The following is a 15124-nucleotide window of genomic DNA, read 5'->3' on the forward strand; positions in this document are numbered from 1 at the left end:
AGGCTGACGTTAGCCGCTCTAGACCGTCGTCACCGGAGTTGTCCCATGCGCCTGCCCACCCGCTTCCTGAGCCTCGTCCTCGCCCTGGGCGCGGCCGCCGTGTTGAGCGCCTGCGGCGGCGGCGTGGAAGTCGAGATCGGTGGTGGGGGTGGCGGCGGCGGTGGCGGTGGCGGCGGCACGCAATACCCGCGCCCCAACCCCAATCCCAATCCCCCCACGCAGTCCTGCAGCCCGGCCGGCCTGGCCGCGTCCGCCGCCAGCAAATGGGGCACGGTCTGCATGCTGACCAGCAGCGGCGAGATCGTTGTCGAGCTCTACGACACCTACTCGCCGCAGACGGTCGCCAACTTCTACAAATACGTGTCGGCGGGCTTCTACTCCAACACGCTGATCCACCGCGTCGACCGCGACTTCGTCATCCAGGGCGGCGGCTACACCAGCGGCATGGTGACCAAGACACCGCTGTTCGCGCCCATCAAGCTGGAGAGCAACAACGGCCTGTCCAATCTGCGCGGCACGATTGCCATGGCCCGTCGCGACAGCGCCGACTCCGCCACCAGCCAGTTCTTCTTCAATGTGCAGGACAACGCCAGCCTGGACTACCAGAGCGCCGCCAACCCGGGCTATGCCGTCTTCGGCCGCATCATCTCGGGCCTGAACACGCTGGACGCGATCAACGTCGTGCCGACCTACACCTACAGCTCGACCGACATCGAGCCGCGCACCGAGGTGCTCGTCTACTGGGCACAACGCTTGAAGTAAGCCCCCCCGCCCGTCCGGGCGGCCCGCCATTCGTCCGCCCGGCTTGCCGTTCGTCATCCGGTGCCGGGCGACGCGCCGCAGCGCCGGCAACATGCGTCCATCACAACCTCGATGGAGACCTGCATGTCCAAGCGTACCTGGATCGGCCTGTTCGGTGCTGCCGTGGGCATTGCCACCGCCTTGTGGGTGAGCAACAGCCACGCCGCCACGACCGAGTTCCACGACCTGCGCGTCGACGTCGTCGGCCAGGGCAGGCCGGTGCTGATGATCCCGGGCCTGAACAGCGCCGCCAGCACCTGGGACCAGACCTGCGCCGCCCTGCAGCCCGGCGTGCAATGCCATATCGTGCAGCTGCCCGGCTTCGCCGGCGCGCCCGCCGTGGCGATGGACAACTTCCTGAACGGCATGCGAGACCGCCTGCTGGCCTATGTGGACGACCGCAAGCTCGACAGGCCCGTCGTCATGGGCCACAGCCTGGGTGGCGTGCTGGCGCTGGAAATGGCAGCCGAGAAGCCGGGCTGCATCGACCGCCTCGTCATCGTCGACTCCCTGCCCTTCCTGGCCGGCATCCGCGGTGCCACGCCGGAAGCCGCCCGCGGCATGGCCGCCGGCATGCGCCAGCAGATGCTGTCGGCCACCCAGGAGCAATGGGAGGCCGGTGCCCGCCAGGGCTCCATGGGCATGAGCCGCAACCCGGCCAACAACGAACGCGTCTATGGCTGGAGCCTGGCCAGCGACCGCGCTACCTCGGCTCAGGCCATGTCCGAGCTGTGGGGCGAGGATCTGCGCCCCCTGCTGCCCAGGATCAAGACGCCCACCCTGGTGCTCGGCGCCTGGGCCGCCTTCGAACCCATGGGCTCGACGCTGGACAGCACGAAGAAGATCTTCGAGGCCCAGTACGCCGGCCTGGACGGCGCCAGGATCGCCATGAGCCAGCGCGGCTTCCACTTCCTCATGTGGGACGATGCCGACTGGCTGGTCGGCGAGGTCAAGGGTTTCCTGGCCACCGCCAAGTAAGAGCAACGACCCGGGAGGAGCATGGACATGCGCAAGCGCATCGCGGTGCAGGCGCTGCTGTGGTGCTTCTATTCGGGCCTCTCGATCGCGATGATCGCGAGCTTCGGAGCGCTGAGCGGCTCCCTGGTCTTCGTCATGGTCTTCGTCGGCGCTGGGCTGTGGGTGGCCAGCGAGGCCCTGCGTGCGCTGGCCCTGCGCCGCGCCTGGCTGGACCTGCCGCCCCGCAGCCTGCTGCTGCGCCTGCTGCTGGTGCCGCCGCTGTTCGCCTTCGTGGTGCAGCTGCTGACTTACGCCGTCAACTCGGCCGGCATCACGCTGGGACTGCTGCAGTTTCCTGCAGGCCTGCCGCGTGGCTGGATGGTGCTGGCGACCTACACCTTCAACACCAGCGTGCTGCTGTGGCTGTGGATGGCGGTCTGGGTCGGCGTGCAGATGATCAACCGCTGGCGCCACGGCGAGATCGCCAAGTGGAAGGCCGAAACCGCCGCCCGCGAGCTGGAGCTGCAGGTGCTGCGTGCCCAGATCAACCCGCACTTCCTGTTCAACGCGCTGAACAATCTGCGCGCCCTCATCAACGAAGACCCGGCCCGCGCCCGCGAGATGCTGAGCCGCCTGTCCAACACCCTGCGCCACACCCTTCAGCACAGCGCCAAGGAGCGCGTGCCGCTGGCCGACGAGCTGGCCGTCGTGCGCGACTATGTGGCGCTCGAGCAGCTGCATCACGAAGAGAGGCTGCACGTGGACTGGCAGGTCGACCCCGCTACCGCCGGCGCCAGCGTGCCCCCCATGCTGCTGCAGCTGCTGGTGGAGAACGCCATCAAGCATGGCATCGCGCGCACCGCGGGCGGCGGGGTCGTCGACATCGGCCTGAAGCGCGACGGCGCGCGGCTGACGCTGGCCGTCAGCAACCCCGGCCAGTGGGCGCCGGGCTCGTCGGACGGCACCGGCCTCGGCCTGGCCCATCTGCGCGAGCGCCTGGCCCGTGCGGGTGGCGACGGCGCGGGCTGCCGCATAGCCGCAGCGGACGGCCGCGTGACCGTCACCGTGGAGCTGGCCCCATGAGGATCTATATCGTCGAGGACTCGCGCCTGGCCCGCCAGGAGCTGCGCACCCTGCTGGCGGCCATTCCCGACGCCGACGTCGTCGGCGAGGCCGCCGAGCTCGCGCCGGCGCGCGCGGCCATCGAGGCGCTGGTTCCCGAGCTGCTGCTGCTGGACGTCGAGCTGCCCGGCGCCACCGGCTTCGACCTGCTGGACCAGCTCGAGCACCTGCCCCTGGTCATCTTCACGACGGCCTATGACCAGCATGCGCTGGCGGCCTTCGAGCGCAATGCGCTGGACTATCTGCTCAAGCCCATCGATCCCGCGCGGCTGGAGGCGGCCCTGGCCAAGGCGCGCGACAGATTGCGGCCGGCGCCGGCCGCCGGCATGGCGGCGGGCGCCTTCAAGGGGGCCGACGACATGGTCTTCCTGCGCGATGGCGAGCGCTGCTGGTTCGTGCGCCTGGGCGACATCGCCGGCTTCGAGTCCTGCGGCAACTACGCCCAGGCCTGGTTCGACGGTCAGCGCCCGCTGCTGACGCGCACGCTGACGGCGCTGGAGGAGAGGCTGGACCCCCAGCTCTTCTTCCGCGCCAGCCGCAGCCACCTGATCAATCTGCGCTGGATCCAGGACATCCAGCCCTGGAGCAACGACGGCTACCGTGTCCTGCTGCGCGACGGCCACCAGGTCGAGGTGTCGCGGCGCCAGGCCAAGTTGCTGCGCGAGAGGTTGGAGCTGTAGGAGACTGGGCGCATGTCCACGCCGAACCCCGCCATCCGCCGCATCGCCATCACGACCGGCGGCGGCGACGCCCCCGGGCTGAACGCCGTCATCCAGGCCGTCACGCGCGCCGCGTTGCAGCGCGGCTGGACCTGCGTCGGCATCCGCGACGGCTACGACGGCCTGCTGCGCCCCGAGCGCTACCGTGCCGGCGACGGCTGCCTCGCGCTCACGCGCGAGCGCGTAGAAGGCATTGCTGCGCTGGGCGGCACGCTGCTGGGCTCCACCAACAAGGGCGACCCCTTCGCCTTCCCGATGCCGCAGGCTGATGGCAGCGTCGCCCTCGTCGACCGCTCGCAGGACCTGCTCGACGCGCTGGCCCGTGAAGGCGTTGACGCGCTGGTGGCCGTCGGCGGCGACGGGTCGCTCGCCATCGCCCACCGACTGGCCCAGCGCGGGCTGCGTGTCGTGGGCGTGCCCAAGACCATCGACAACGACCTCGATGGCACCGTGATGACCTTCGGCTTCGATACCGCCGCGGCCTTCGCCAGCGAGTGCATCGACCGCCTGCACACCACGGCCGCCAGCCACCACCGTGTGATCGCCGTGGAAGTCATGGGCCGGTACGCCGGCTGGATCGCGCTGCATGCCGGCCTGGCGGGCGGCGCCCATGCCATCCTGCTGCCCGAACTGCCCTTCGACCTCGCGCCCGTGGCCGAGATGATCGCGCGGCGCGAGGCCCGCGGTTTGGCCTACTCCATCGTCGTCGTGGCCGAGGGCGCCCACCCGCGCGGCGGCGAGCGCGTGCTGTGCGGCCCCGCCGAGGCCGGCCACGCCGAGCGCCTGGGCGGCATGGGCGAGCAGGTGGCGCAGGCGCTGGCGCGGCTGACGGGAAAGGACGCGCGCTGCGTGGTGCTGGGTCATCTGCTGCGCGGCGGCAGCCCGACGGCCTTCGACCGCGTCGCGGCGCTGCGCTTCGGCGCCGCGGCGGTGCGGGCGCTCGATGCCGGTCTGGGCGACGTCATGGTGGCGCTTGACGGCCGCGACGTGCGCCCCGTGCCACTGGCCGAGGTGGCGGGCCGCATGAAGGCCGTGCCGCTGGACGGCGACACGCTGGCCACGGCGACGGACCTGGGTGTCTGCCTCGGCGTGTCGGTCGTCCCTGCAACCTGACCCTGCGGTCGTGCAGTTCGTCGCCCCGGGCGCGACGGCTGGCAGTGGGCCGCTTAGGCTGCGGCCTTCTTCATCTCCAACGACGGATACCGCATGACCCGCATCGCCGCCTTCGCCCTTGCCCTGGCCGCCTCCAGCCTCCTCAGCGCCTGCGTCTTCGCACCGCCCGCCACCGCCTTCCCGGCCGAATCAGCCGCCATTGCCAAGATGAGCGAGCAGGCCGTTGCCACCTGCGGTGCGGGCAATGTCAAGGAGGTGAATGCCAAGAGCTTCATCTGCAAGTAAGCAGATCAGCCTTGCCCTCGGCCGCGCTCAAGCCTTCAGAAACTCCGCCTTGGTCCCGAGCCAGCGCGCCACCTGACGGCGCGCGGCCTCGGGATGCTCGTCCAGCAGCCGCGGCGCCAGGGCGCGTGCGGCGACGAGCAAGGGCGCGTCTTCCTGCAGGTCGGCAAAGCGCAGCAGCTCGGCGCCGCTCTGGCGCGAGCCCATGAATTCGCCGGGGCCGCGGATGTCGAGGTCGCGGCGCGCGATCTCGAAGCCGTCGGTCGTCTCGGCCATGGCCTTCAATCGCGACTTGCCGGTGTCGGACAGCGGCGGGCTGTAGATCAGCACGCAGACGCTGGCCTTGGCACCCCGGCCCACACGGCCGCGCAACTGGTGCAGCTGGGCCAGGCCGAAGCGCTCGGCATGCTCGATGACCATCAGGCTGGCATTGGGCACGTCCACGCCCACCTCGATGACGGTCGTCGCCACCAGCACGCTCATCTCGCCGCTGGAGAACTGCGCCATCACTGCGGCCTTGTCGGCGGGCGACATGCGGCCATGCAGCAGGCCCACCCTGGTGCCTGCCAGCGTCGCGCTCAGCTCCGCGTGCGTCTCGGTCGCATTGCGCAGATCCACCGCTTCCGACTCCTCCACCAGCGGGCAGACCCAGTAGACCTGGGCGCCGTCGGCCACCGCGCCGCGGATCTTGTCGACCACGTCATGGCGCTTGGACGCGGTGAAGACCTTGGTCACGATGGGGCTGCGGCCGGGCGGCAGCTCGTCGATGGTGGAGACGTCGAGGTCGGCGAAGTAGGTCATCGCGAGGGTCCGCGGGATGGGCGTGGCGCTCATCATCAAGAGATGCGGCTCCAGGTCCATCGCCTTGAGCTTGTTTCTCAACGCCAGCCGCTGCGCGACGCCGAAGCGGTGCTGCTCGTCGATGATGGCCAGGCCCAGCTTGGCGAACCTCACCTTGTCCTCGATGACGGCATGGGTGCCGACGATGAGCTGGGCCTCGCCCGAGGCGGCCGCGTCCAGCATCTTCTGCCGCGCCTTGCCCTTCACGCTGCCGGTGATCCAGGCCACCTTCAGCCCCAAAGGTTCCAGCCAGCCGATCAGCTTGCGGAAGTGCTGCTCGGCGAGGATCTCGGTCGGTGCCATCAGCGCGCATTGCCAGCCGGCATCGATGGCGATGGCGGCGGCCAGGGCCGCCACCACGGTCTTGCCCGAGCCGACGTCGCCCTGCAGCAGCCGGTGCGTGGGCTGGGGGCGCGCCAGGTCTTGCGCGATCTCCTCGGACACGCGCTGCTGGGCACCGGTCAACTGGAAGGGCAGCACCGCGAGCAGCTTCTCGTGCAGGCCGCCCGGCCGTGCGCGCAGGGCCGGTGCGACGAGCAGTGCGCGCTCGCGCTGGGCCTGCAGCTGCGACAGCTGCTGGGCCAGCAGCTCCTCGAACTTGAGGCGGTGCCAGGCCGGGTGATGGTGCTCATGCAGGGCCTCCTGCGAGGCACTGGGCGGCGGGTGGTGCAGATAGGTCAGCGCCTCCTTCAGGCTGGGCAGGCCCTGGGGCACGACGCCGGCCGGCAGGATCTCGCGCAGGTCGGCCCGCGCCAGTCCCGAGGCCACGGCCTTGCGCAGATAGGCCTGGGGCAGCTGGGCCGAGGCCGGGTAGACCGGCGTCAGCGACTGGGCCAGCGGCGTGTCCTCGTCGACGACCTTGACGACGGGGTGCACCATCTCGCGGCCGAAGAAGCCCACGCGCGCCTCGCCGCGCACGCGCAGCCGGGTGGCGGCCGACATCTGCTTCTGCTGCGAGGGATAGAAGTGCAGGAAGCGCAGCAGCAGGGTGCCGGTGCCGTCCTTGATCCGCACCAGCAGCTGGCGGCGGCTGCGCAGCTCGACCTGGCAGTCGACGACGATGCCCTCGACCTGGGCCGGCACGCCCTCGCGCAGGTCGGCGATGGGCGTCAGCTGGGTCTCGTCCTCATAGCGCATCGGCAGATGCAGGGCCAGGTCGATGTCGCGCACCAGGCCGAGCTTCTCCATCGCCTTCTGGGGCGCGGATTTGGGCTGAGGTGGGGGCGTGGCGGCGGCCTCGGGCATGGGCGCCATTTTGCGGGCGCCGGGTGGCCCGGGCAGGCAGCGGGTTCAGCGGGCCTGCTGCCAGAATGCCCCCGCCGTGCCCACGGGGCCATCCAGGCCGACCAGGGCATCCACGAGACCACCGGGATGCTGGTGCGCGGCGAATGAAGGATTGGGATTTTTCGGGAGCGCATGGAATAGTGGGTGGCCTTCCCGTGTTCACCGTCATGTCCCCTCCACTCTTTCGGGTTTCGACATGAACTTCCGTCTGCTGGCCTGCGCCTCCGTCATGGCCTTCACCGCCTGCGCGTCCACCCCTCCGGCGCCCGCCAACGTGGTCGATGGCGTCTTCGTCGGTGCCAACGGCATGACGCTCTACACCTTCGACAAGGACGCTGCCGGCAGCGGCAAGAGCGTCTGCAACGGCCCCTGCGCCACCAACTGGCCGCCGCTGGCCGCGGCTGCGGGTGCTGCGGCGAGTGGCGACTGGAGCGTCGTCACCCGCGACGACGGCAGCCGCCAGTGGGCCTACAAGGGCAAGCCTCTGTACTTCTGGGCCAAGGACCAGAAGGCTGGCGACCGCAGCGGCGACGGCTTCAACAAGGTCTGGCAGCTCGCCCGCCCCTGACGCATCCGGCATCCTGGCGTGGCCGTCGAACAGCTGCTCGTCCACATCCCGGCGCTGCGCCGCTATGCGCGCCTGCTGACTGGGGATGCCACGCGCGCCGACGACCTCGTCCAGGACACGCTGGAGCGCGCCTGCCGCAAATGGGCGCTGTGGCGGCCGGGCCCCTCGCTGCGGTCCTGGCTGCTGTCCATCATGCACAACCTGCACCTCAACCAGCTGCGCGACTGGCATCTCGACGATGGCCATGCGCTGCTGGATGAGATGCCCGAGCCTGCCGACCCGGCCGCGCCGGCCGGCGAGCGCCTGGACCTGGAGCGGGCGCTTGCGGCCTTGCCGACGGCCCAGCGCGCGGTGATGCTGCTCGTCGCCGTCGAGGAGTACAGCTATGCCGAAGCGGCCGAGATCCTGGGCGTGCCCGTCGGTACCGTCATGTCGCGCCTGCACCGCGGGCGCGAGGCCCTGCGCCAGCGCCTGGCGTCCACGGCCCCGATGGCCGGCGCCCAGATCGTCACCCTGGCGCGGATGAAGCGATGAGCCAGCCCCACTCCCCCCCTCCCGACTCCCTGCCGGCGGGCGAGGCCGAGCTGCATGCCTACGTCGACGGCCAGCTGTCGCCCGAGGCTGCCGCGGCCGTGCAGCAGCGCCTGCGCGCCGACCCCGAGGCCGCCGCCCGCGTCGCCCAGTGGCAGAGCCAGCGCCAGGCCTTGCGCGGCCTGGCCCGCGACTGGCCGCTGGACGACACGCCGGCCGACTTCACCGGCGTCGTGCTGCGTGCGGCGGCATCCCAGCGCCGGCGTGCCTATCTGCCTCAGGCGCTGGCTGCGGGTGTGCTGCTGGCCGCGGGCCTGGGCGGCGGCTACCAGTGGGGCCGCCACGATGCCGGTGCGCCGCGCCTGCCGGTCGAGTCCCTGGCCCACCGAGCGGTGCCCGAGTTCGCCCGCGAGGCCGGCGTGGCCTTCGCCGTCTACAGCACCGAGAAGCGCCATCCGGTGGAGGTGTCGGCCGCCGAGCAGGACCATCTCGTGCAGTGGCTGAGCCGCCGCCTGGGCCGGCCGCTGAAGGTGCCGGTGCTGGCCGACCGCGGCTACGCCCTGCTCGGCGGCCGGCTGCTGCCGGGCGACGCCGGCCAGCCGGGCAGCCCGCGGGCGCAGTTCATGTACGAGAACGCCGATGGCGACCGCCTGACGCTGCTGGTGGCCGTCTTCGAGCCCGCGGCCGCGCCGGCCAATGCGGAGTTCCGCCTGCTGCAGCAGGACGGCCGCACGACGCTCTACTGGGTGGACGGCGGCTTCGGCTATGCCCTCAGCGCCCACCCGGCCATCGAGCTGCAGCCGCTGGCGCAGCGGGTGCACCAGCAGCTGGCGGGCTAAGGGCCTGCGCGACCCATTGCCATAGCGTTCACAGGCCCTAACGGAAATAGCGCTGCCGCAGCCGCTCATAGCGGCCGTCGCGCCGGATGGTGTCCAGGGCCGCCTGCAGCCGGCGCACCAGGGCCGGGTTGGCGTCGAGACGCAGGCCGTACCAATAGGACTTGCTGACGTCCTGCTCCATGACGGCCTGCAGGGTGCCGTAGGGCAGCTGCAGCTGGCGCAGATTCCAGGCGGCCGCCCAGTCCAGCAGGGTGACGTACTCCATGCGCCCGGCAATCAGCTTGCGCACATTGGTCGCATCGTCCAGGCCATGCTCCAGCTCGATGCCCGGCCGCAGGCCCGCGGCCTGCAGTGCGCGGTCGGCGGCCGAGTCGCGCACGACGCCGATGCGAGAGCCGCCCAGGTCAGCCAGTTGGGTCAGCGTCAGGTCAGCGCGGCTGGCCAGCTTGTAGAACAGGATGCGCCGCTGGGCGATGGGCCCGACCCACTGGAACTGGGCCTCGCGTTCGGGCGTGCGCGTCAGCGAGAACAGCACGCCCTGGGCATTGGCCTCGGCCACCTGCATGGCGCGCTGCCAGGGCAGCACCTGGAGCTCCAGGCGCACGCCGGCCTGGCTGGCCATCATGCGCAGCAGCTCGACGCTGAAGCCCTGGGGATTGCCGTCCTCCAGGTAGTTCAACGGCGGCAGATTTTCGGTGATGCCGAGCAGGACGTCGTCGGCCGCGGCGACGGTGAAGGACGCTGCGATGAGCGCGGGCAGGACGAGACAGGAGCGGCGTTTCACGAGGGCGGAGGGATTGCGCTACCAGTCTAGGAGGCGTGTGTGACAAGCCCCGTCGCAGGCGACCCGTTCCCGGCCCGGCCGTGTGAGATTTCACGCGGCAAGCGGCCGCCGGCCGGTTCAGCCCGGCATCGGCACGCCGGCCATGCGGTCGTGGGCGATGAAGAACTGGCGCGCCATGGCCAGCATCTGGCCCTGGCTCAGCGGCGCGGCCGGCCGGTAGTCGGCGATGCGGGGCGCCAGCGCGGGCCGGTGTGCCTCGACGTAGTGGCGGAACTGGCCGATGACCGGATGCGAGCCGGTCACCAGCACCTCGGAAGTGTCCTGCACCGCCTGGCAGACGGCCTCGAACAGCGCCTGTTCGCCGTGGGCGTCATGGCCATGGGCACGGCGGTCCTGGGGTTCGATGCGGGCGGCGTGCACCTGGTGGGCGTCGAAGTGCAGCACCTGGGCGTGGTGGTGATCAAGGTGGACGACGGCGTGGAACATGCAAACTCCGGTTGAGGCTCAGCCTGCGGCCTCGGCGTTCGCCTGGCAGGCGACGCAGCGCAGGGCCTGGGGCAGCTGCTGGAGGCGATCGAAGGGGATGACGGCGGCACAGTCGACGCAGCGACCATAGCCGGGCAGCTTCAGCCGCATCAAGGCATCGTCGATGTCCTGCAGCTCGGTCAGCAGGTGGGTGTCGCGCGCCTGGTCGAGCTCGCGGTCCGCGCCGTGCTGCTGCGGCTCGTCCTCGAGCAGGGCGGCGGCATGGCTGAGGCGGTCGCTGCCTTCGCGCTGGGCCTGCAGCGCCAGTTGCACGCGCTGGCGCGCCAGTTGCAGCTGGCTCTCCAGCAGCGCATGTTGTCCGGGTGTCAGGGCAGTGCTCATGGAATCTCCTGGCGCCATGCTGGCACCGGGCCGTCGCCCGCACCTTGCGCTGCATCAAGTCGGCGCGATGGGAAAATCCATCTTTCTTTGGCACGGGTCCGTCCTGCCCTCCAACGCGTCATGAGTCTTTCCGCCCCGCCGGCCTACACCGTCGCCGACTTCGATTTCGACCTGCCCCCGGAACTGATCGCCCAGCATCCCGCGGCCGAGCGCACCGGCTCCCGCCTGCTGGACGCGACCGGCAGCGGTCTGGTGGACCGCGTCTTCCGCGAGCTGCCCGAGCTGCTGCAGGCCGGCGACCTGCTGATCTTCAACAACACCCGCGTCATCAAGGCGCGGCTGTTTGGACTGAAGTCGACCGGCGGATCGGTCGAGGCGCTGGTCGAGCGCGTGCTGCCCGGCACCCAGGAAGTCTGGATGCATCTACGCGCCAGCAAGAGCCCCAAGCCAGGCAGCCGGGTGCGCTTCGCCGATGCCTTCGACGCCGAGGTGCTGGGCCGCTGCGGACCGGACAACGGCCTGTTCCATCTGCGCTTCGCCGGCGACCCCTTCGCGCTGCTGGAGCAGCATGGCCATGTGCCGCTGCCGCCCTATATCGCCCATGCCGACAGCGCCGACGATGTGCGTCGCTACCAGACGGTGTTCGCCAAGGAACCCGGCGCCGTCGCCGCGCCGACGGCCGCCCTGCATTTCGACGAGGCCCTGCTGGCGCGGCTGGCCGCGCGTGGCGTCGAGCAGGCGCATGTGACCCTGCACGTGGGCGCCGGCACCTTCCAGCCGGTGCGTGTCGACAGGCTCGACGAGCACAAGATGCACAGCGAATGGTTCGAGGTGCCGCAGTCGACCGTCGATGCCGTGGCCGCCTGCCGCGCCCGCGGTGGCCGCGTCGTGGCCGTCGGCACGACGACGCTGCGCGCCCTGGAGTCTGCCGCGCGCGGTGGCCAGCTCGAGGCGGGCGCCCGCGAGACCGAGATCTTCATCACACCGGGCTTCGAGTTCCGCGTCGTCGACAGACTCGTCACCAACTTCCACCTGCCCAAGAGCACGCTGATGATGCTGGTCAGCGCCCTGGCGGGCTACGAGCACATCCGGGCCGTCTACGCCCACGCCATTGCACAGCGTTACCGTTTCTTCAGCTACGGCGACGCGATGCTGCTGGCCCGCGGTGTCTAGGGGGTGTGAAAATAACCGTCAGTTTGCGGGCCAAACGCAGGTATCTTGCGCGCGCCGCCACTCTCGGAGTTGTTCTTGCGCTGCTTGAATCCGTCCCATGTCCTTGGCTTCTTCGGCCTGCTCCTGTTGCAGTCCTGCGGCGGCGGTGGTGGTGGCAGCGACCCCAGCCCGACGCCGAACCCGACCGCGCTGCCGGCCAGTGTCGTCGTCACGGTGCCGGCAGGCGCCGACATCAGCCAGGCCGTGGCATTCACGAGCTCCGCCACGTCCGGTGCCGGCCTGAGCTTCAGCTGGGACTTTGGTGACGGCAGCACCAGCACCGACACCAACCCCCAGCACAGCTACACCAAGCCGGGCGACTACGCCGTCAAGCTGACGCTGGGCAATGGCACTGCGCAGGTCAGTGGTACGTCGATCGTCCAGGTCAACGACACCGCGCGCCTGCGTGAGCTGCTCTGTACCGGCAACAACGGCCAGGGCTGGTGCGGGCTGCGCTACCCGCAGCCCGCCATCGCCTTCGCCGATGTCGTCTGGTCGACCGCGACCCAGGGGCTGGCGGTCAGCCCGGTGGGCGACGTTGCCGCCACGCAGGACGGCGGACAGACCTGGGCGCCCTACAGCCTGGGCCTGATGCTCGACGATGAACAGCCCCAGCGCCTGACCCTGACCGATGCCGACACGGCCTGGGTCTTCACGAGCCGCCACCTCTGGCAAAGCGTGGACGCGGGCAAGCATTGGACCCGATTGACCGACGCGCTCGCGGGCAACGCGGCCCCGGTCCCGCTGTTCGCGCAAGGCAATGGCCGGATCTGGGCGCCGTCCCTGAACCGCTTCAGCGGCGACGCCGGCAAGACCTGGACGACACGCAGCCTGCCACCCGAGGCGCGCGGCATCTTCACGCACAGCGGTCACTTCCTCGACAGCTACTACACCGCCAGCGGTGCACCGGCCGGCCCGATGCTCCCCGACGGCCCGCTGTGGTCGTGGGATGGCCAGCAGGCGAGCCTGTCCACCGATGGCGGTGCGACCTGGACCGCCGCCGCGGCGGCGCCGGCCTGCGCGCCGGTGTTTGCCAATGCCCTGCCGCCGCTGCAGGTGCGCGGCACGGCCCTGGTCGCTCAGCTCGGCGCGCAGCACGCCGGCGATGGCGACCACTGGGCCTTCTGCGTCAGCCAGGACGGCGGCGCCAGCTGGAAGCAGCAATCCAGCGAAGGCCTGCCGACCTTCGGCAACTACGTCGGCCCCAAACCCAGCCTGTACACGCCCATTTCCAGCGCGGCGGTGCGGCTGTTGCCCGCGGGCGGCGGCTGGGCCCTGGGCGCCGATGGCGGGCTCTACCGGTCGACCGGGCTGGATCAGGCCTGGCGGGCGGTCGCCCTGCCGGCGGGCTTCTCCAGCCGGGAGCTCCTCGCCGCCCCCGACAGCAACACGCTGGTGATCAGTGCGACCAGCCCCCAGGACAGCTTCCTGCTCAGCACGTCCGACGGCGGCGTCAGCTGGCGCAGCCAGCGCTTCGTCAACACGGCCCTCCCGACGGGTGGCTTCGTGCCCACGCGGGTGCAGCTGCTCGGCAACGGCAGCTTTGCGGCCCGCGGCACCAGCAGTTTCCTGTCGCCGGCGGGCCTGGCGTTCGCGACGGTCGATGTGCTGCTCTGGTCCGAGCCCCACCTGTTCGACAAGACGTCGGGCGCCGGCCTGCTGGCCCCCGGCAATGTCGGGCTGCTGCAGGGCACCGGCCGCAGCCCCATCTGGCAGACCGCCTGGAACGACGCCTGCGGCTTCATCCGGCATATCGCCTACGGGAGCGCTTCTCGAGGCTGGGCGCTGGGCGACAGCAACCAGGGCGGTCGACTCTGCACGACGCGGGACGGCGGTGCCAGCGCGCAGGTGCTGGGCGCGATGACGCTGTCCTATGCGCCAGGCGCCACGTCCTCCTACGCCGACGTGGCCGCGCTGGACGAGAGCAAGGTCTGGGTGGCACGCTTTGATCAGGCCACGTCGAGCACCGCGGTGCTGGCGAGCAGCAATGGCGGCGACAGCTGGGGCGGCGCCATGATCATCAACGGCTTGCAGGCCGAGCGGCTGAAGGCCCTGGATGCCCAGCATCTGGTGCTGCTGGGCCGCAAGCCGGGCATGGAGCCTTCGGGCAGCTGCGTGGCGGCCAGCACGGACGGCGGCCAGGCCTGGACGCCAACCTGCTTTCCCACGGTCTTCAACGACATCGCCTGGAGCGACGCCCAGACCCTGTGGCTGGTCGGCGAGACCGTGATGCGCTCCAGTGATGCGGGACGCACCTGGGTCCAGGTCGACGTGGCGCTGCCGGCGCGCGGCGTGCTGCTGGCCCTGCAATTCCCCACGCCGAGCTACGGCGTGCTGGTGGGCAGCCGGGGCCTGGTCGTGGTCACGAGCGACGGTGGCAAGACCTGGAGGCGCCAGGCCCAGGCCACGGGCCAGAACCTCACCGGGGTGAGCTTCGTCGACACCAAGAACGGCTGGATCACCGGCAACGGCGTCGTCCTCGGCACCGGCAGCGGCGGGGATTGATCCGTTACCCCGCGGCGATGCTGCTTTCGCGCGCCCAGGCCAGCCGGCCCTGGGCCGCTTCGTTGACGGCGGCGGTGAAGGCGGCGCGGGCCGTCACGGGCAGGCTGAAGCGCATGCTGACGCGCGTCTCGTGGCGCACGTCAACGAGCAGGGCGCCATGCTGTTCGGCCAGGCGGCGCAGCCGGCCCTCCAGCTCATAGGGCAGCTCGCAGCCCAGTTCCACCTGGGCCACGCGCTCGATCTTCTCGGCCGTCAGCAGGGCCTGGGCGATGCAGTCGGTGTAGGCCCGCACCAGGCCGCCGGCGCCGAGCTTGACACCGCCCCAATAGCGCACGGCCGTCGCCAGCACGCCGTCCAGGCCCTGGTGGCGCAGCACGTCCAGCATGGGTCGGCCGGCGGTGCCGCCGGGCTCGCCGTCGTCATTGGCCGCCGAGTGGCCGCCGGCCAGCAGGGCCCAGCAGACATGGGCCGCGCCGGGATGGGCGGCACGCAGCTCGGCCACGCGGGCCAGGGCCGCCGCGCGATCGGCGCAGGGCTCGACGCGGCCGAGGAAGCGGCTTTTCTTGATGACGAGTTCGTGTTCGGCCGGCGCCGCGAGGGTCAGGGGCATGTGGCGGGATTGTCCGACCACATCAACGGTGTGATGTGCGGCCTGCCAGTCGTTGCATCCAGCCTGCTGCCATCTCCCATGGCGCCACGA

Annotated in this window: 16 protein-coding genes; 11 read left to right on the top strand and 5 right to left on the bottom strand. The window is 70.9% G+C overall.

Going from position 1 to position 15124, the window contains the following annotated elements; all coding sequences use genetic code 11:
* The first annotated feature begins 45 nt into the window (after positions 1 to 45).
* From AC3WOE_RS06315 to AC3WOE_RS06340, 6 genes are all read left to right on the top strand, one after another.
* On the top strand, positions 46 to 762 hold the full coding sequence (locus AC3WOE_RS06315) for a peptidylprolyl isomerase (protein WP_492689092.1): 717 nt from the start codon (positions 46 to 48) through the stop codon (positions 760 to 762).
* 123 nt (positions 763 to 885) lie between these two features.
* A complete protein-coding gene (locus AC3WOE_RS06320; protein ID WP_492689094.1) occupies positions 886 to 1779 on the top strand; it encodes an alpha/beta fold hydrolase in 894 nt (297 codons plus the stop codon).
* A 27-nt stretch (positions 1780 to 1806) separates the two neighbouring features.
* Positions 1807 to 2841 carry a sensor histidine kinase gene (locus AC3WOE_RS06325; RefSeq protein WP_492689095.1) on the top strand — a complete coding sequence of 345 codons (1035 nt, stop codon included), beginning with the start codon at positions 1807 to 1809 and terminating at the stop codon, positions 2839 to 2841.
* Entirely contained in the window at positions 2838 to 3560 is a 723-nt protein-coding gene (locus AC3WOE_RS06330; RefSeq protein WP_492689097.1) for a LytR/AlgR family response regulator transcription factor, read from the top strand. The genes AC3WOE_RS06325 and AC3WOE_RS06330 overlap by 4 nt, the downstream gene beginning before the upstream one ends.
* Before the next feature lie 12 nt (positions 3561 to 3572).
* Positions 3573 to 4712 (top strand): 6-phosphofructokinase, encoded by a 1140-nt coding sequence (locus tag AC3WOE_RS06335; protein ID WP_492689099.1) that lies wholly within the window; start codon positions 3573 to 3575, stop codon positions 4710 to 4712.
* Positions 4713 to 4805: 93 nt separating this feature from the next.
* Positions 4806 to 4997, top strand: a complete 192-nt coding sequence (locus tag AC3WOE_RS06340; protein ID WP_492689100.1) for a hypothetical protein — start codon at positions 4806 to 4808, stop codon at positions 4995 to 4997.
* A gap of 27 nt (positions 4998 to 5024) precedes the next feature.
* Here the strand turns inward: AC3WOE_RS06340 and recG are convergent, their stop codons facing one another.
* Positions 5025 to 7079: an ATP-dependent DNA helicase RecG gene (recG, locus tag AC3WOE_RS06345; RefSeq protein ID WP_492689101.1), complete on the bottom strand. Its 2055-nt coding sequence runs from the start codon at positions 7077 to 7079 to the stop codon at positions 5025 to 5027.
* 235 nt (positions 7080 to 7314) lie between these two features.
* On the opposite strand from recG, the gene AC3WOE_RS06350 reads away from it, so the two are divergent.
* From AC3WOE_RS06350 to AC3WOE_RS06360, 3 genes are read left to right on the top strand one after another with little or no spacing between them, the layout of a single operon-like run.
* Entirely contained in the window at positions 7315 to 7686 is a 372-nt protein-coding gene (locus AC3WOE_RS06350; RefSeq protein WP_492689103.1) for a COG4315 family predicted lipoprotein, read from the top strand.
* Between the two features lie 18 nt (positions 7687 to 7704).
* On the top strand, positions 7705 to 8220 hold the full coding sequence (locus tag AC3WOE_RS06355; protein ID WP_492689104.1) for an RNA polymerase sigma factor: 516 nt from the start codon (positions 7705 to 7707) through the stop codon (positions 8218 to 8220).
* Positions 8217 to 9056, top strand: a complete 840-nt coding sequence (locus tag AC3WOE_RS06360) for an anti-sigma factor family protein (protein WP_492689105.1) — start codon at positions 8217 to 8219, stop codon at positions 9054 to 9056. Before AC3WOE_RS06355 ends, AC3WOE_RS06360 begins: the two co-directional genes overlap by 4 nt.
* Positions 9057 to 9093: 37 nt before the next feature.
* Here the strand turns inward: AC3WOE_RS06360 and AC3WOE_RS06365 are convergent, their stop codons facing one another.
* The 3 genes from AC3WOE_RS06365 to AC3WOE_RS06375 form a co-directional block, all read right to left on the bottom strand.
* Positions 9094 to 9840, bottom strand: a complete 747-nt coding sequence (locus AC3WOE_RS06365; protein ID WP_492689106.1) for a substrate-binding periplasmic protein — start codon at positions 9838 to 9840, stop codon at positions 9094 to 9096.
* Positions 9841 to 9957: 117 nt separating this feature from the next.
* Positions 9958 to 10326 carry a hypothetical protein gene (locus AC3WOE_RS06370; protein ID WP_492689108.1) on the bottom strand — a complete coding sequence of 123 codons (369 nt, stop codon included), beginning with the start codon at positions 10324 to 10326 and terminating at the stop codon, positions 9958 to 9960.
* Between the two features lie 18 nt (positions 10327 to 10344).
* Complete coding sequence (locus AC3WOE_RS06375; protein WP_492689109.1) at positions 10345 to 10707, bottom strand: TraR/DksA family transcriptional regulator; 363 nt, start codon at positions 10705 to 10707, stop codon at positions 10345 to 10347.
* Between the two features lie 120 nt (positions 10708 to 10827).
* Here AC3WOE_RS06375 and queA point away from each other — a divergent pair, with 120 nt between their 5' ends.
* Together queA and AC3WOE_RS06385 are read left to right on the top strand one after the other, a co-directional pair.
* Entirely contained in the window at positions 10828 to 11880 is a 1053-nt protein-coding gene (gene queA / locus AC3WOE_RS06380; RefSeq protein ID WP_492689111.1) for a tRNA preQ1(34) S-adenosylmethionine ribosyltransferase-isomerase QueA, read from the top strand.
* 84 nt (positions 11881 to 11964) lie between these two features.
* Positions 11965 to 14424 (top strand): YCF48-related protein, encoded by a 2460-nt coding sequence (locus AC3WOE_RS06385; protein WP_492689113.1) that lies wholly within the window; start codon positions 11965 to 11967, stop codon positions 14422 to 14424.
* Positions 14425 to 14428: 4 nt separating this feature from the next.
* On the opposite strand, the gene AC3WOE_RS06390 is transcribed toward AC3WOE_RS06385, so the two are convergent.
* On the bottom strand, positions 14429 to 15034 hold the full coding sequence (locus tag AC3WOE_RS06390; RefSeq protein WP_492689115.1) for an IMPACT family protein: 606 nt from the start codon (positions 15032 to 15034) through the stop codon (positions 14429 to 14431).
* Positions 15035 to 15124: the final 90 nt, after the last annotated feature.

The organism is Roseateles sp. FW305-36 (assembly GCF_058787015.1).

Excerpts from the sequence above, each read along its gene's own strand:
- queA (WP_492689111.1), top strand. The coding sequence starts at position 10,828 with ATGAGTCTTTCCGCCCCGCCGGCCTACACCGTCGCCGACTTCGATTTC.
- AC3WOE_RS06325 (WP_492689095.1), top strand. The coding sequence starts at position 1,807 with ATGCGCAAGCGCATCGCGGTGCAGGCGCTGCTGTGGTGCTTCTATTCG.
- AC3WOE_RS06320 (WP_492689094.1), top strand. The coding sequence starts at position 886 with ATGTCCAAGCGTACCTGGATCGGCCTGTTCGGTGCTGCCGTGGGCATT.
- recG (WP_492689101.1), bottom strand. The coding sequence starts at position 7,079 with ATGCCCGAGGCCGCCGCCACGCCCCCACCTCAGCCCAAATCCGCGCCC.
- AC3WOE_RS06370 (WP_492689108.1), bottom strand. The coding sequence starts at position 10,326 with ATGTTCCACGCCGTCGTCCACCTTGATCACCACCACGCCCAGGTGCTG.
- AC3WOE_RS06390 (WP_492689115.1), bottom strand. The coding sequence starts at position 15,034 with ATGCCCCTGACCCTCGCGGCGCCGGCCGAACACGAACTCGTCATCAAG.
- AC3WOE_RS06335 (WP_492689099.1), top strand. The coding sequence starts at position 3,573 with ATGTCCACGCCGAACCCCGCCATCCGCCGCATCGCCATCACGACCGGC.
- AC3WOE_RS06360 (WP_492689105.1), top strand. The coding sequence starts at position 8,217 with ATGAGCCAGCCCCACTCCCCCCCTCCCGACTCCCTGCCGGCGGGCGAG.
- AC3WOE_RS06340 (WP_492689100.1), top strand. The coding sequence starts at position 4,806 with ATGACCCGCATCGCCGCCTTCGCCCTTGCCCTGGCCGCCTCCAGCCTC.
- AC3WOE_RS06315 (WP_492689092.1), top strand. The coding sequence starts at position 46 with ATGCGCCTGCCCACCCGCTTCCTGAGCCTCGTCCTCGCCCTGGGCGCG.
- AC3WOE_RS06375 (WP_492689109.1), bottom strand. The coding sequence starts at position 10,707 with ATGAGCACTGCCCTGACACCCGGACAACATGCGCTGCTGGAGAGCCAG.
- AC3WOE_RS06350 (WP_492689103.1), top strand. The coding sequence starts at position 7,315 with ATGAACTTCCGTCTGCTGGCCTGCGCCTCCGTCATGGCCTTCACCGCC.
- AC3WOE_RS06330 (WP_492689097.1), top strand. The coding sequence starts at position 2,838 with ATGAGGATCTATATCGTCGAGGACTCGCGCCTGGCCCGCCAGGAGCTG.